This is a genomic window from Bacillus sp. GM2 (assembly GCF_056155945.1).
Genome location: NZ_JBRKSZ010000008.1, coordinates 774,434 through 790,000 on the forward strand (window position 1 = coordinate 774,434; position 15,567 = coordinate 790,000).

Annotated in this window: 13 protein-coding genes, 5 tRNA genes and 1 pseudogene; 9 read left to right on the forward strand and 10 right to left on the reverse strand. The window is 45.1% G+C overall.

Translation table 11 applies throughout. From position 1 onward, the window contains the following. Positions 1-6 precede the first annotated feature (6 nt). From sigW to ACVC9U_RS18535, 7 genes are all read right to left on the reverse strand, one after another. A complete protein-coding gene (gene sigW, locus ACVC9U_RS18505) occupies positions 7-570 on the reverse strand; it encodes an RNA polymerase sigma factor SigW (RefSeq protein ID WP_003178438.1) in 564 nt (187 codons plus the stop codon). 225 nt (positions 571-795) lie between these two features. After that, the gene (rocF, locus tag ACVC9U_RS18510; RefSeq protein ID WP_441391378.1) at positions 796-1,710 is read right to left on the reverse strand and encodes an arginase; all 915 of its coding nucleotides are present in this window, start codon (positions 1,708-1,710) and stop codon (positions 796-798) included. Between the two features lie 125 nt (positions 1,711-1,835). Further along, a tRNA-Gln gene (locus ACVC9U_RS18515) sits at positions 1,836-1,907 on the reverse strand. 4 nt (positions 1,908-1,911) lie between these two features. After that, positions 1,912-1,996 (reverse strand) — tRNA-Tyr (locus tag ACVC9U_RS18520). A gap of 8 nt (positions 1,997-2,004) precedes the next feature. Then, positions 2,005-2,077, reverse strand: a tRNA-Thr gene (locus tag ACVC9U_RS18525). 58 nt (positions 2,078-2,135) lie between these two features. Next, positions 2,136-2,211: transfer RNA gene (locus tag ACVC9U_RS18530), tRNA-Val, on the reverse strand. Between the two features lie 150 nt (positions 2,212-2,361). Next, positions 2,362-2,436: transfer RNA gene (locus ACVC9U_RS18535), tRNA-Glu, on the reverse strand. Between the two features lie 183 nt (positions 2,437-2,619). Between ACVC9U_RS18535 and ACVC9U_RS18540 the strand changes: the two genes are divergently transcribed. The 8 genes and pseudogenes from ACVC9U_RS18540 (at position 2,620) to ACVC9U_RS18575 (ending at position 12,001) form a co-directional block, all read left to right on the forward strand. Continuing rightward, positions 2,620-3,072 carry a 2-thiouracil desulfurase family protein gene (locus tag ACVC9U_RS18540; protein ID WP_003178435.1) on the forward strand — a complete coding sequence of 151 codons (453 nt, stop codon included), beginning with the start codon at positions 2,620-2,622 and terminating at the stop codon, positions 3,070-3,072. A 174-nt stretch (positions 3,073-3,246) separates the two neighbouring features. Beyond that, positions 3,247-4,161, forward strand: coding sequence for an N-acetylmuramic acid 6-phosphate etherase (gene murQ / locus ACVC9U_RS18545; protein ID WP_003178433.1), 915 nt, complete (start codon positions 3,247-3,249; stop codon positions 4,159-4,161). 18 nt (positions 4,162-4,179) lie between these two features. Then, positions 4,180-5,037, forward strand: a complete 858-nt coding sequence (locus tag ACVC9U_RS18550) for a MurR/RpiR family transcriptional regulator (protein WP_075753527.1) — start codon at positions 4,180-4,182, stop codon at positions 5,035-5,037. Between the two features lie 16 nt (positions 5,038-5,053). Continuing rightward, positions 5,054-6,421, forward strand: a pseudogene (locus tag ACVC9U_RS18555) (PTS transporter subunit EIIC). A 66-nt stretch (positions 6,422-6,487) separates the two neighbouring features. Further along, on the forward strand, positions 6,488-7,837 hold the full coding sequence (gene pbp4b, locus ACVC9U_RS18560; protein WP_075753523.1) for a penicillin binding protein PBP4B: 1,350 nt from the start codon (positions 6,488-6,490) through the stop codon (positions 7,835-7,837). Between the two features lie 15 nt (positions 7,838-7,852). Continuing rightward, positions 7,853-9,784, forward strand: a complete 1,932-nt coding sequence (locus ACVC9U_RS18565; RefSeq protein WP_075753521.1) for a glycoside hydrolase family 3 protein — start codon at positions 7,853-7,855, stop codon at positions 9,782-9,784. Further along, positions 9,784-11,013, forward strand: a complete 1,230-nt coding sequence (locus tag ACVC9U_RS18570) for an exo-beta-N-acetylmuramidase NamZ family protein (RefSeq protein ID WP_075753519.1) — start codon at positions 9,784-9,786, stop codon at positions 11,011-11,013. Before ACVC9U_RS18565 ends, ACVC9U_RS18570 begins: the two co-directional genes overlap by 1 nt. A gap of 118 nt (positions 11,014-11,131) precedes the next feature. Next, positions 11,132-12,001, forward strand: coding sequence for a PhzF family phenazine biosynthesis protein (locus ACVC9U_RS18575; protein WP_441391379.1), 870 nt, complete (start codon positions 11,132-11,134; stop codon positions 11,999-12,001). Between the two features lie 22 nt (positions 12,002-12,023). Here ACVC9U_RS18575 and ACVC9U_RS18580 read toward each other — a convergent pair whose 3' ends face one another. The 3 genes from ACVC9U_RS18580 to ACVC9U_RS18590 form a co-directional block, all read right to left on the reverse strand. Beyond that, positions 12,024-12,443 carry a DUF5391 family protein gene (locus ACVC9U_RS18580; RefSeq protein ID WP_441391380.1) on the reverse strand — a complete coding sequence of 140 codons (420 nt, stop codon included), beginning with the start codon at positions 12,441-12,443 and terminating at the stop codon, positions 12,024-12,026. Positions 12,444-12,477: 34 nt separating this feature from the next. Beyond that, the gene (locus ACVC9U_RS18585; protein WP_142238624.1) at positions 12,478-13,419 is read right to left on the reverse strand and encodes a bile acid:sodium symporter family protein; all 942 of its coding nucleotides are present in this window, start codon (positions 13,417-13,419) and stop codon (positions 12,478-12,480) included. Between the two features lie 149 nt (positions 13,420-13,568). Further along, positions 13,569-13,787, reverse strand: a complete 219-nt coding sequence (locus ACVC9U_RS18590) for a hypothetical protein (RefSeq protein WP_075753511.1) — start codon at positions 13,785-13,787, stop codon at positions 13,569-13,571. Between the two features lie 175 nt (positions 13,788-13,962). Between ACVC9U_RS18590 and ACVC9U_RS18595 the strand changes: the two genes are divergently transcribed. After that, a complete protein-coding gene (locus tag ACVC9U_RS18595; protein WP_441391381.1) occupies positions 13,963-15,132 on the forward strand; it encodes a serine hydrolase domain-containing protein in 1,170 nt (389 codons plus the stop codon). The last annotated feature ends 435 nt before the right edge of the window (positions 15,133-15,567 follow it).

The window sequence follows — 15,567 nt, forward strand, 5'->3', positions numbered from 1 at the left end:
CCCCACTTAAAGATCCCTTAATTGTTTTCTGAGAGCCTCTCTGCCCCTGTGTATCCTCGTTTTTACCGTACCTACGGGAATATTAAGGATTTCACTGATCTCAATGAGTGAGAGCTCATCAATGTACTTTAATACGATGACCGTCCTGTATTTATCGGGAAGCCTTAAGATTTTTTCCTGGATGGTGCTGTGCAGCTCCAAAGAAACCACTTCATCCTCTGGAAGCGCAACATCCGCCGCAACCTGGGAATACATCGTCAGTCCTTCAGTCCCCGCCACCTCTGCATCCAAGTAATAGTCCGGCTTTTTTTTACGGATACGATCGATGGTCAAATTGGTTGCGATTCGATAAAGCCATGTGGAAAATTTCCGGTTGATATCAAAACTGTCGATATTCACGTATGCTCTGATAAACGCTTCCTGCGCAATATCTTCCGCCTCATGCGCATTGCCGAGCATACGGTAGCAAAGCTGATAAATTTTGTCTTTGTAAATATCCACAATGTCTGCAAATGCGTTACGATCGCCTTTTTTCACCTGTTTGATTCTTTTTTTAATCATTGTTTCCATATTTATCTAACCTCTGCCTTCACCGGTCTTTATGTATACGAATTGGTTTTTATAAGGTTTCATTAAATTCATAAAAATAGTTTATCAAATTTTTGGCAGGGTGTAGATGCTTTGACAGGGTTCATGCGCTTAATATTAGCTTAAAATTATTATACATCATAAATATTATGAAGTTGAGACTTCTATCATAAAAAAGAGCAGCCTGAAGCCGCTCTTCAACTGCACCTAAAGCAGCTTTTCGCCAAACAGCGATCCCATTAAGGCTACAGCCGCTTCCGCCGTCCTGTTTTTCTCATCCAATATTGGGTTTACTTCGACAAACTCGGCGGACGTAATCAGCTTCGATTCCTCAAGCATTTCCATAGCCAGATGGCTTTCCCTGTAGCTGATGCCTCCTGCTACCGGAGTTCCGACACCCGGTGCATCGTTCGGATCAAGCGCGTCCAAATCGAGTGACAGATGGACACCGTCCGTCCTGCCTCGCAAATAGTCTATCGTTTCTTCCATCACCCTTGTCATGCCGAGGCGGTCGATTTCATGCATCGTATATACTTTGATCCCTTTGTCGCGAATCAATTCTTTTTCCCCGTCATCAAGTGACCTCGCACCGATGATGACGATGTTCTCCGCTTTAATTTTAGCTTCTTTTCCATAGATGGCGGTCAGCCCTTCGTGGCCGATTCCCAGGCTGATGGCGAGCGGCATGCCGTGAATGTTGCCTGAGGGAGACGTTTCTTTTGTATTTAAATCGGCATGGGCGTCATACCAGATCACACCCAGGTTTTGATAATGCTTCGCAAGGCCGGCAAGCGTTCCGATCGCAATGCTGTGGTCACCGCCCAGCACGAGCGGAAAAGCGCCAGAAGCTACGATATTACCGACAGTCTCAGCAAGTTTTACACTCGTTTTTGTAATCGCTTTCAAATTTCTTAGCTCTTCAGATGCCGGCTCCCCGCCTTCTTTCTCATCCTCTCTTTGCCCGATCGTCATATCGCCGAGGTCTTCAATATCCTGACAAAGACATTCCAGCCGTTCATTAACACCTGCACAGCGAATCGCGCTCGGTCCCATATCGACTCCCCGCCTCAGCTGTCCAAGATCCATCGGCACGCCGATCATTGAAATCTGCTGTTTTAACATATGATATCCCCCTTTCAGACCTTCATTGTACCTTCCGATTCGGAATTGACTCAACAAGACATTTTTTTGAATAGTTATACAAAAAAGACAAAATAAAAAGGACATCCGAACAGGATGTCCAAAAACTGGGCTAGCTGGATTCGAACCAGCGCATGACGGAGTCAAAGTCCGTTGCCTTACCGCTTGGCTATAGCCCAATAATGGTGGAGGGGGACGGATTCGAACCGCCGAACCCTGAGGGAGCGGATTTACAGTCCGCCGCGTTTAGCCACTTCGCTACCCCTCCAAAAACAGTGCCGGCCAGAGGACTTGAACCCCCAACCTACTGATTACAAGTCAGTTGCTCTACCAATTGAGCTAGACCGGCATGATACGGTATCTTATGCAGTTACCGGCGCGGTTGTGTCTAAAACCGCTTCGAAAAATGGTGGAGGATGACGGGATCGAACCGCCGACCCTCTGCTTGTAAGGCAGATGCTCTCCCAGCTGAGCTAATCCTCCGAAGTACAGGACGTACAAGTGCATGCGTTGCAACAGGACGTTGCGCTTTTAGCATGCCTTCCTTGCCTTTGAAGTACAAGTGCGCGTTGCAACAGAATGTTGCGCCCTTTAGCATGCCTTCCTTTTCCCAGCGTGCCGTCCAAAAAAGAATGGTGACCCGTACGGGATTCGAACCCGTGTTACCGCCGTGAAAGGGCGGTGTCTTAACCACTTGACCAACGGGCCATCACCGTGTTTCAAGCAGCTCTCGTAAAGCTGACAAAAGTTATTATATACAGGTTCCTCCCCATTTGTAAAGAGGTAAATTAAAATTTTTATTTTCAAATTTTTTATTCATAGAGATTGAGAAAAGCGCGGAAATTTTGTTTAAAATAGGGCTATCTGATGTGCAAGAGAGGGGACCGAATAATGATACTGGTAAGTTCATGTCTGGCCGGAGTGGAATGCCGCTATAACGGTTCGCACAGCTATGTCGAAAAAATCAATAAGCTCGTTGAAGAAAAAAAAGCGGTGATGGCTTGTCCCGAGCTGCTCGGCGGATTTCAAACACCAAGGGAACCGGCCGAAATTATAGGCGGGACGGGAGAAGACGTTTTAGACGGCAAAGCGGTGATCAAGACACAATCGGGAAATGACGTAACAGACCTATATATAAAAGGGGCATATCAAACATTGGAGATGGCAAGGCAAATCAAGGCTGATACGATCGTGCTGAAGGAAAACAGCCCGTCTTGCGGCAGCAGCCATATATACGATGGAAGTTTCTCAAGCAAAAAAATAGCCGGCAACGGCCTTACGTCGGCACTTCTGAAAAAAGAAGGCTTCCGTGTGATTTCCGAACATCAAATAGACGAGCTGTAGTACCAGGACATAAGCGCAGTTCATCTGCGCTTTATTTTATTTCGGCGTTCAGATGTTTAGAACCTAATTGAAACAAAATTTTAATATTTATCTTTTGTCATTGAAATTATATTCCAGCCATAATATACTGAAAATTAAGAAATATATGCATTTTATGATCAGGAGGATTTGTCGATGGAAAACAGCCATTTAGGTTCCTTAACAACCGAACGCCGCAATGAAAGATCCAAGCGCATTCACCAGGCAGAAACGATCGATATGTTGAAAATCATGAATGATGAAGATAAAACGGTAGCCGAAGCTGTACAAGAAGTCTTGCCCGATGTTAAGACCGCCGTTGACTACGCCGTCGGGTCGTTAAAGAAAGGGGGACGGATCATCTACATCGGTGCCGGTACAAGCGGGAGGCTCGGCGTACTTGATGCAGCTGAATGCCCGCCGACATTCAGCATATCTCCCGAGTCGGTCATAGGCATCATTGCAGGGGGAGAAAAAGCTTTGTACAATGCCGTCGAAGGCGCTGAAGATCATGAGGCTTTTGGCAGACGGGATTTAGAAGCCGTTAACCTCTCAAACAATGATACCGTAATCGGAATCGCCGCCAGCGGCCGAACTCCGTACGTCCTAGGCGCCCTGAAGTATGCCAAGAAAACAGGTGCCAAGGCCATATCGCTGACATGCAATGAAAACTCGGCGATCAGCCAGGCGGCAGATCACAGCATAGAAGTAGTCGTCGGCCCTGAAGTCATTGCCGGATCGACGAGAATGAAAGCCGCAACCGCTCATAAAATGATTTTAAACATGATCTCAACGGCGGCCATGATCAAAATGGGGAAAGTCTATGAAAACCTCATGGTAGATGTAAAAGTAAGCAATGACAAATTAAAGGAGCGGGCGATCCGCATCATCCAAACGGTCACAGGTATGCCAAAAGAAACAGCGGCGCAAGCATTGGAAATGTCCAATAACCAAGTCAAAACCGCCATCATCATGCTGAAAACAAACGAAGATGCAGCCGCTGCAGAAAAACTGCTGGAGAAATCAGAAGGCGATATTGAAAAGGCCCTATCCATTTATGAAAAATCTTAAATAAGAAAGGAAGAAACAATGGCTGCAGGAGGATTGGAAATCATTCAGAATATGCTTCACAAATTGCCGCAATCTGAACGAAAACTTGCCGAATACATTTTGAAAAACCCACACGAGGTCGTAAACGGCACCATTCAAGAGGTGAGCTCTTCGGCAAAGACAAGCGGGGCGGCGGCAATACGGCTCTGCAAATCTCTGGGGCTGAAAGGCTTTCAAGATTTAAAAATGAGGGTCGCCGGCGATTTAATGAAACCGTCTGATCAGGGATACCGCGATATCGAACCGCAGGAGCCGCTCCATTCAATCGTTCAAAAAACAACCAGCAATTCGATTCAGGCGATTCGCGATACCTTTGAAAACATTGACCACGAAGATCTTCAAAAAGCGATTCAAATACTGATCAACGCAGAAACGGTTCATTTTTGCGGGATCGGGGCTTCAGGAATCGTCGCACAAGATGCCCAGCAGAAATTTTTGCGCATCAATAAAAAAGCTACCGCTTTTAGTGATATGCATCTTGTCGCGACATTAATCGCCAATGCCGGCGAGAATGACGTTCTGTTTGCCATATCTCATTCAGGAGAAACGCATGAAATCGCCAATGCAGTCAGACTCGCCAAAAAACATGGCATTAAAACCATTGGACTGACGCGGTTTGGACAGTCTGCTGTCTCTTCATTAAGCGATATCGCCCTGTATACGTCATGCTCAAATGAAGCGCCGTTTCGCAGCGCCGCCACCTCCTCTCGTTTAACTCAGCTTTACATGATTGACATTCTGTTTTTAGGCATGGCCGCGGAGCGCTACGAGGACATCATTCAATATATTGATCAAACAAAAGCGGCCATCCGCATGATGGGAATGAGCGAATTGTAAAAAAGGGGGATATAAAATGAGCGATGAGAAAAAATATGCCGGCCTGGCAAAACTGATCTTACAACACATCGGCGGTCCGTCTAACGTCGCAGATTATACCCATTGTATGACGCGCCTGCGCATCACGCCTGTCAACAGTCAAAAAACCGACATCGGCTCAATCAAAGCGCTTGAAGGCGTGATTGGCGTCGTTGAGGAGGAAACGCTTCAGATTATCCTCGGCACTGGCGTCGTACAGCACGTATCAGACGAGTTCGGGAAGCTGCTTCAATCTGCGGAACACGTTGACTTAAAACAATCCGCAGCCAAACATAAAGCGGAGGTTTCCAAGAAAAATGCGACGCCTTTTAAGTTGTTTCTTCGGCGGATCGCAAGCATTTTTATACCGCTGATCCCCGCTTTGGTCGCCTCAGGCTTGATTACCGGAATCACCAAAGCCGTTATCCAAGCAGGCTGGCTTGCTGAAACGTCACAAACCGCCATTATTTTAACGGTAATAGGCTCAGGTTTATTTACGTATTTGGGCATCCTGGTCGGGGTCAATACGGCGAAAGAATTCGGCGGCTCCCCCGCACTCGGTGGATTAGCCGGTATTTTAATCATTAACCCGGCCGTTGGTGATATTTCGCTTTTCGGTGAAGCGCTTTTGCCGGGACGCGGCGGTTTAATCGGTATTTTATTCGCAGCTGCTTTTATCGCTTTTCTCGAAAAACGGGTCAGGCGCCTTGTACCCCATTCACTCGACATCATCATCACACCTACAGTCTCCCTTCTCATCACAGGAATCGTCACTTACGTTGTCTTCATGCCTGTCGGCGGCTTGATATCCGACGCCATAACGTCAGGACTTCTCGCCATTTTAGATCTCGGCGGCATTATCGCCGGCTTTGTACTGGGGGCCACCTTCCTTCCGCTCGTCGTAACCGGACTGCACCAAGGATTGACACCCGTTCATATGGAATTAATCCATTCAATCGGCGATGACCCGCTGCTGCCGATTTTGGCCATGGGGGGCGCAGGTCAAGTAGGCGCCGCTTTTGCGATCTAATTCAAAACAAAAAAAGCAAAGCTCAAAAGAGCCATTGCCGGCGGACTGCCGTCAGGCCTGCTCGGAATCGGTGAACCGCTCATATTCGGTGTGACTCTTCCACTCGGACGTCCGTTTTTAACCGCGTGCCTCGGCGCCGGAGTAGGTGGAGCCTTTCAAGCGTATTTCAAAATCGCGACCGAATCGATAGGCGTATCAGGTCTTCCTTTGTCATTTTTAGTCCATACCCACCAAGTTCTTTTGTATATTCTCGGTTTGTTTATTTCCTATGCTGCCGGCTTTGCCTTAACATATCTCTTTGGTTTTAAAGACGATATGGCAGTTGAATTTGATTAAACGTTTGTTTAAAATTCCCACTATGCATTTTTTGACAGAAAGGAGTGAAGCAAGCTGAAAAAGTTTATGATCAGCGCTGCAGCATCGTCCCTATTGTTGCTGACATGCTTTTTCCCGCTTCCGTCATCAGCACAGACTGCAATTGCGAACGAGACAACAGGGTTGCTGACATATCCCGTATTAACGAAGGCGAAAACGCCTGAAGAAGCCGGTTTTTCTTCGGAAAAGCTTAAAGCCGTGGACCGTCTGATCGAACAGGATGTCAAAGCGGGCTTTCCCGGGGCTGCCTTGATTTTGATAAAAGACGGAAAAATCGTCAAAAAAGAAGCATACGGCTACAAGCAGAAATACAACGGCCTCTCGACGCTCAAACATCCAAAAAAAATGAAAGCAAACACGATGTTTGACCTCGCCTCCAATACAAAAATGTATGCCGTCAATTTTGCCTTGCAGCATTTAGTGAGCACCGGAAAGCTTGACTTGAACAAAAACATTTCACATTATCTTCCTGATTTCAAAGATCACCCGGAAGACGATGTAAAGGGAAAAAACCGGCTCCGCGTCATTGATTTGCTCCACCATAACGCAGGCTTCCCTGCAAGCTGGAACTATTACGACCCGAAAGCAGCCGGACACCTCTACTCTCAGTCACGGAGCAAAACGCTTGAATATCTTGTCAAAACCCCCTTGTCATATGAACCCGGCACAAAACAAATTTACAGTGACATCGACTATATGCTCCTCGGGCTGATCATAGAAAAAGTCACAAACGAGCGTTTAGATACCTTTGTTGAAAACCAATTTTACCGGCCTCTCGGGTTGCGGCATACTTTGTTTAATCCGCTCCAAAAGGGCTTTAAACCATCGCATTTTGCAGCTACGGAACGAATGGGAAACACTAGAGACGGCACCATCTCGTTTCCAAATATCAGAACTTACACGCTTCAAGGGGAAGTCCACGATGAAAAAGCGTTCTATTCAATGGAAGGCGTCTCTGGGCATGCCGGCCTGTTTTCCACTGTTGACGACACAGCAGTGCTCCTTCAAGTCATGCTGAACGGCGGCGGTTACGAGAAACAGCAGCTATTCAGCCGTTCGGTCATTTCACAATTTACTGAGCCGTCAAAAACAAATCCCACATATGGACTAGGATGGCGGCTTAACGGCAATACCGATATGGAGTGGATGTTCGGCAAGCACGCCAGCAGCAAGGCATACGGCCATACCGGCTGGACGGGAACCGTTACTATCATCGATCCCGTGTATCAAATCGGCATTGTGTTGTTAACCAATAAAAAACACTCTCCTGTCATCGATCCTAAAGAAAACCCGAATCAATTCGAAGGTGATGCATTTGCAACCGGAAAGTACGGCAGCGTCATTACAGCTATTTACGAGGCGTTACATCACCAATAGGAGGCGACCCCTTATATGAAAAGATTTCTTCAATGCGCGTTGATTGCATTGCTATTATCGTCTCTCGCTTTGCAGCCCGCCACTCGCGAAGCAGAAGCGAAACAGCAGCCTGAACAACACCTCAAACAAATGGTCAGCAGCATGTCGCTTGAAGAGAAAATCGGACAAATGCTGATGCCTGATTTTAGAAACTGGAAGAAAAAAGGGGAATCGAACGCCAAAGGATTAACGAAAATGAATGACGAAGTCGCGGGAATCATTGAAAAATACCGGCTCGGCGGCGTCATTCTTTTTGCTGAAAACGTCACAGGCACAGAGCAGACTGTACGGTTAACAGACGGCCTGCAAAAAGCGAGTCCTGACATTCCGCTCTTTATCACGATCGATCAGGAAGGCGGGATTGTCACCAGACTCGAATCAGGCACAAACCTGCCCGGCAATATGGCAGTCGGAGCATCGAGAAGCAGCAAAAACGCCTTCAGATCAGGAAAAATCATCGGAAAAGAATTATCATCACTGGGCATCAATGTGAACTTCAGTCCTGTACTTGATGTTAACAACAATCCCGGCAACCCTGTCATCGGTGTTCGTTCTTTCAGTTCCAAGCCTGAGCTGACTTCAAAGCTCGGCATCCAGATGATGAAAGGCCTGCAGGACGAGCAAATGATCGCTACAGCAAAGCACTTTCCCGGACACGGCGATACAGTGGTTGACAGTCATTACGGATTGCCGCTTGTTCCGCATGATGAAAAAAGGCTGAGAAGTGTTGAACTTGTGCCATTTCAAAAAGCGATCGATGCAGGAATTGACATGATCATGACAGCGCATGTCCAGTTCCCCGCCTTTGACAATACAACCTATAAAAGCAAAAAAGACGGCGAGGACATCATGGTGCCTGCAACACTTTCCAAAAAAGTCATGACAGACCTTCTCCGCAAAGATCTCGGCTTTAAGGGCGTTGTCGTAACAGACGCTTTAAATATGAAAGCCATTTCTGATAATTTCGGACAGGAGGAAGCCGTCGTCATGGCTGTCAAAGCAGGAGTCGACATCGCCCTCATGCCCGCGCAAGTCACATCGCTTGAGACTGAAAAAAATCTGGCGCGTGTATTCGAAGCTCTTCTGGCAGCCGTTAAAAAAGGTGAGATCCCTATCGAACAAATCGATCAGTCGGTGGAGCGAATCCTTCAATTAAAAATAAACCGGGGTATCATCGATCACACCGGCTCAGAACCGCTTCAGAAAAAAATCAAATACGCCTTGAAAACAGTCGGCAGCAACAAACACGTGAAATCCGAAAGGAAAATGGCAAGAGAAAGCGTCACCATCCTTAAAAACGACAAAAGCACCTTGCCATTCAAACCGAAAAAAGGAGACACCGTCCTCATTCTCGCCCCATACGAAGAGCAAACAGCAGCAATCGCCAAAACCATCAGCAAAATAAAGAAAAACATTAAGGTGGTCGAATATCGATTTGCAGAAAAAACGTTTGATGAAGAGATTCAAAAGAAAATTGACGAAGCCGATTATGTCATCACAGGATCATATGTCATCAAAAACGATCCTGTTGTAAATGACGGTGTCATTGATGACAGCATTCAAGACTCAAGCAAGTGGGCAACTGCTTTTCCGCGCGCCGCCATGAAATACGCTCAGGCAAACGGGAAAAAATTTGTCTTAATGAGCTTGCGAAACCCTTATGACACGGCAAATTTTGAAGAAGCTTCTGCCGTGATCGCAGTATACGGCTTTAAAGGCTATGTAAACGGGCGCTTCAGGCAGCCGAATATCCCGGCCGGGGTGGAAGTTATCTTCGGAAAGGCAAAGCCTAAAGGAACATTGCCCGTAGACATTCCTTCGGTCACACGCCCCGGAGAAACCCTTTACCCGTTCGGCTACGGGTTGAATATTAAAAACGGCAAGCCGCTTCACAAAGGAGGGTCATGATGAGAAAAAAAGCGATCTGGCTGCTTGCGGGAATGTTTGTCTTCAGTACATTAACCGCAGCAGCGGCCTTTCCGGACAAAGAAAAGAGGGCAAAGGTCTCACCGGGTATTGAAGTGATCATGAAAAAGAAAAGCATATTAAAAGGAAAAAGGGTCGGTCTCATCACAAATCCAACCGGTGTCAATTCAGCATTAATAAGCAGCATCGATTTGCTTCAACAAGCCCCCGGTATTGAACTGACCGCTCTCTATGGTCCAGAGCACGGTGTAAGGGGAGACGCTCAAGCCGGCGATAAGGTTGACTCTTATATTGATGAAAAAACCGGTCTCCCCGTCTACAGCCTTTACGGAGATACGAGAAAACCGACACCGGAGATGTTGAAAAACGTTGACGTCCTGCTATTTGACATCCAGGATGTCGGAACGCAGTTTTACACTTACATTTACACAATGGCATATGCGATGGAGGCGGCAAAAGAAAACGGCATTCCATTCATGGTTCTTGACCGGCCAAACCCGCAAAGCGGCTTAAAAGTTGAAGGACCTGTCCTTGATCCGGATTATTCTTCATTTGTCGGAATGTATCCCATTCCTTTAAAGCACGGAATGACCGCAGGAGAACTGGCAAAGCTGTTTAATGATGAATTTAACATCGGCGCCGATTTAACCGTCATTAAAATGAAAGGGTGGAAGCGGCAGATGTTCTTTGAAGACACTGGTCTTCCTTTCGTCCTGCCGTCCCCGAACATGCCGACCCCGGATACGAGCATCGTCTACCCGGGCACAGGTTTAATTGAAGGAACCAATATGTCAGAAGGAAGGGGCACGACAAAGCCATTTGAATTAATTGGTGCGCCCTACATGAAAAGTACGGAGCTCGCCGAAAAGTTAAACGGTCTGAAGCTTCCTGGCGTCCGATTCAGAGCCGCCTCGTTCACTCCGACATTTTCCAAGCATCAAAATAAACTGTGCCACGGGGTGGAACTTTACGTGACCAACAGGTCCGCTTTTAAGCCTGTAAATACCGGTATCGCGATCATCAAAACCGTCCATGACCTCTACCCGGACGACTTTGAATTCCTCCCTTCTGGAAATTTCAACCGTCTAATCGGGAACGGATGGGTCAAAACCATGATTGAACAAGGCGCTTCAATTGATGAAATCGTCAAAAAATACGAAGCAGAGCAAAAACGGTTTATGAATATCAGAAAGAAATATTTGCTTTATTAGGAAGAGCGGGATCCGCTCTTCTTTATTTTTTTAGACTGTTCAATGATTCTCATCTCATGTAAGATATGTAAAACTGCCTTTAGGGCGGGAAGGTCATTTTAAAGGGGAGAGACATCAGATGGAATTTTACCTTGTGGATGTGTTTGCAGAAAGAAAATATACAGGAAACCAGCTCGCTGTTTTTAAAACAGAAAAAAACCTATCAAGTGATGAAATGCAAAAAATAGCCAGGGAAATCAATTTTTCCGAGACAACATTTATATTAGGAAAACAGGAAAACGGCGGGTATGATGTCCGATTCTTCACCCCGGAAAAAGAAATTCCGTTTGCAGGACATCCGACGCTGGGCACAGCGTTTATCATTAAAAATGAAATCGAAACTGAACCATCTTCAAACGTCATTTTAAATGTACGAGCAGGCGCAATACCGGTGACGTTTGACAAAGGTGAAGATCAGATCATTTGGATGAAGCAAAATCCGCCTGTATTTAAACGAACTTTTAATAAAGAAATGATGGCAGAGGTACTCGGAATCGACACATGTGATATGGATTCGAATTTCCCGATACAAGAGGTTTCCACAGGTCTGCCAGCAGTTATCGTCCCGTTAAATTCGCTAAGTGCAGTAAAAAAATGCAAAATCAACAAGGAGCAGTTTGAAGCTTTTATGAAAGAAACAGAAGCCAGTCTGCTCGTTTTTTCTACGGAAACCTATCATGAACAAAGTCACATCAATACACGAGTTTTTTGCGACTGTCTCAGCGTTCCCGAAGATCCGGCAACAGGCAGCGCAATCGGGGATCTCGCAGGATATTTACTGCATCACGGTTATTTTAATCAAAATGAGCTCAGTATAAGGGCTGAACAAGGGTTTGAAATAAACCGGCCTTCCCTCCTTTTTATTGAAGCGCACACAACGGAAAACAGCACAGAGATTCACGTCGGGGGCAACGTCCACCTGATCGCAAAAGGAACTTGGCGAACTTGAACACAACGCGGGAAAGCGGTTTTTAAATATTAAAAGAAGAAACCGCTGACGGCCTGCGAAAAGCGGCGACTAACCAAATCACATTCACGATCGCTAACAGAATGCAAAGGCCTGCGACGCCCAATAAAGCAGAAGCATATCCGCCAACAGCGCCAATCAACATAACCACTGGAATCATGGTCAGCATGATGATTAATCCAATTACGCAAAGAACAGCCATTACAAACTTCATCGCATCAAACCCGGCCATATAAACAGCGAGGGGCAGGATATAAAAGAGCAAAACGGTTCCGATTGCCGCCCACATCCCCAAAGTGCCAAACTCATTAGCATGAGGGCCTGAATGAGCGAGCGGAGAAAGTGAAGCTGTCACTAATAAAGAACAAAACAAAAATGCGGAAATTAAAGTCCAAATCATCACACTTACTCTATTGGTTTTCATTGTTTTTCACTCCTGTAAGGTTTGAGTCTGCCAACTATGAGGGCAGACCCGTTTTTTTGTCCAAATGATACGTTTTTTTCAGCTCGCTTCTTGCAAGCAAATGCCCAAATAGCGCAGCCAGGATCTGCTGAAACAGCATGCCGATGACAACGGGCACCGCCACTTGCGGCGGAAAAAACCCGGTGGCCAAAACAGCACCCGCGCTAATATTCCGCATTCCTCCGGTAAAAATTAAAGCCACGATCTCCTCCTGGGGCCGTTTCATCAGCCGACCGATCAGCCAAGCTGTCAGGTAGCCTGTAAATGCCACCAAAAAAACCGTAACGGCTATCGTTAAAAACTTTAAATCGACGTTTTTCAGGTAAGGAGCGACCACTGAACTGTTAATCGCCACCACGGCGGCTAACCCGATTTTCGAAAATGGAGCGCAATTTGCGCTTAAACGCGCTGTCCGCTCCGGTATTGAAAATTGATTGACGAGCATTCCTAATAAAGAAGGAATCACAATCATTCCGACTAAACCTTTCATCATACCGATTACATCCATTTCAACATGCGCCCCGGCCAGGATGGAAAGACTGAACGGAACGATGAAAGGCGAAAGAATCGTGTCCACTAAAATAATCGATAGGGTTAAGCCGATGTTTCCTTTATACATGGCAGCCCAAATCATACTCGTAATCCCCGTCGGAATGACAACACCGAGGGTAAGCCCTGTAATCGTCAATGAATCTCCGCTAAACACAAGATGCCCCGTGCTCCATGCCAGAACAGGCATAAATAAGTGTAAAACAAATAAAGCGAGAAGCATCGGCAAGGGATGAACCATCGCTGTTTTCAGCGACTGAAAATTTGCCCCAAGGCTGCCGGCAAACGTCATGAATGCAAAAATCCACGGCACAAGACCCGCCAGCCCATTTAAGTAATCCGCAAGCAACACCCCGCTGACAACACTTAAAGGCGTCAGTAAAGGCATAATCTTACCAAGTGTTTTATTGATCGTCTGAAGCATAGATGTAAAACGCCCGCTCTCTTTAAATCGAATTTACATTCATTATAACAAAAGATGGAATATCAAAACAGGAAGGGAATACAGAAGAAGACAGCAAGATGAAGAAGCAGCTTTTAGGCATAATGAGCTGAGCTTTTTTTATAGGGGAACACGGTTAAAATGGCCTCCATCTTAAATATTCTAACCTGCTGTTTTTGGAAGCAAAATGCTTTCACATAACCGTTTTTAATTTCTTTCACGAGAATCGCCCGTTTAGAAAAACTGCTTTCTTTCATGTAAATGATTTCTACCGGAAAACCGTCTTCCATTGAACGATACAACAGCTTATTCATCGTCTCACCTCTCATCTTTATTTTATACGAACGTTTGTTCCTAATCAAGTGTAAACAATATGTAAATTTTGGCATTATTCGAGTCCATGTATGAAAATATTAGCATTTTGAAGAAACTTTTTAAGGGGTTATTGCGTCAGTAAATACGTCACATATAAAAGAAGGAGTACCCGCCATGGCAAGAACATACAGAACGCGAATAAAGAAAAGAAAAAAGCAGAAAACAAAAAGAAGGCTCATCATATTTTCCTTTCTGCTTGTTTGTGGATTAATTTATCTTGCACTTCCAAGCGGTATGCGAGATCACCAGGAAAACCAACTGCAGGCAACTGAAAAAAAAGAACAGCCTGAAGCAAAGAAGAAGACAAATCAAAACGAAACAAAAAAGAACCCTATCATCACAAAAAATGATAATGCTCAATTGGATCAATATTTAAAAAGCATTGGATTCAGCGGCACAGCATTAATTGTAGAAGACGGAAAAGTTGTGACAAGCAAAGGGTATTTATATGCAAACCGCGAGGAAATGGTCCCCAATACACCGGACACCGTCTTTTATGTAGGGTCATCACAAAAAGCAATTATTGCAACGGCAATTTTACAGCTTGAGGAAAAAAGATTGCTGTCAGTAAATGACCCTGTTTCTAAGTATCTTCCTGACTTTCCAAACGGTTCAAAGATCACCCTTTATCATTTCTTGACACATACATCAGGGATTAGGGGACACAAAGAAGGTCACGGATATATTTCACCGGAAGATTTAATTAAAGATATCGAAAAACGGGGCGTAAAATACCCAACTGGGAAATGGGATTATAGAGACTCCAATTACTCGGTTCTGGCATACATTGTGTCCATGGTAAGCGGTGAACCAGTCGACCAATACATCAAAAAGCACGTTTTTAAACCTGCCGGTATGAAACACGCAGGCTTTTATAAAACATTTGCTAAAGAGTCAAATCCGTCGACAGGGTATAAATTAAACCCGAAAAAAGAGCTTTATACGCCTGACATGCCGGATTTATCACAGCTTTACGGGGCCGGTGATATTTATATGACCGCTTATGATATGTATTTGTTTGATAAGGCGCTTTACGAAAGAAAAATCATTTCCAATGAAAGTTTTATGAAAATGTTTACACCGAATAAAGCAACATACGGCATGGGCTTTTATGTGTCGCCGGGAAGCTATTCAAGCCACGGTGTCATGCCCGGCTATAACATATTAAACAGCTTCAGTCTGACAGGAAGCAGGTACGTCATCCTATTTTCAAACATCCAAAACAACATTAAGTCTTTTGGCAGTGTGAATAATCGGATCTTCTCTATTTTAAATGGATTTTAAACATGTTCAAAAAAGCTCTCTGACTCGGATGACAGAGGGCTTGTTTGAATAGCAGAGAAAGTTTTTACAGCTAAAAGGGATCTTAATTATAAATGTAGAAGATAGATGATAAATGAATTTTCAATATAAAGGAAGGTCGTCATGTCATTATTAACGCTTAGCAAAATCGTGGCCATTATAGGCGTTGCAGCATTATTTATATGGACTTTTAAAGACTCAAAACAGCATGAACCTGATACGTTAAAGTACGGGAGTTATATGTTGTTCCTTCTTGTCTTAGAAGTCGCAATTAACGTTTTATATGAGTGGGTATAGCAGTAAAAGCAGGCGTTAAGCCTGCTTTTATACATTTCAATAAGTCAGAAGCAAAATATCGCAAAACCAAATCCAGTAAAACGTATTCTAACTGACCAAAACCAACTAGTCCGCCTCCGA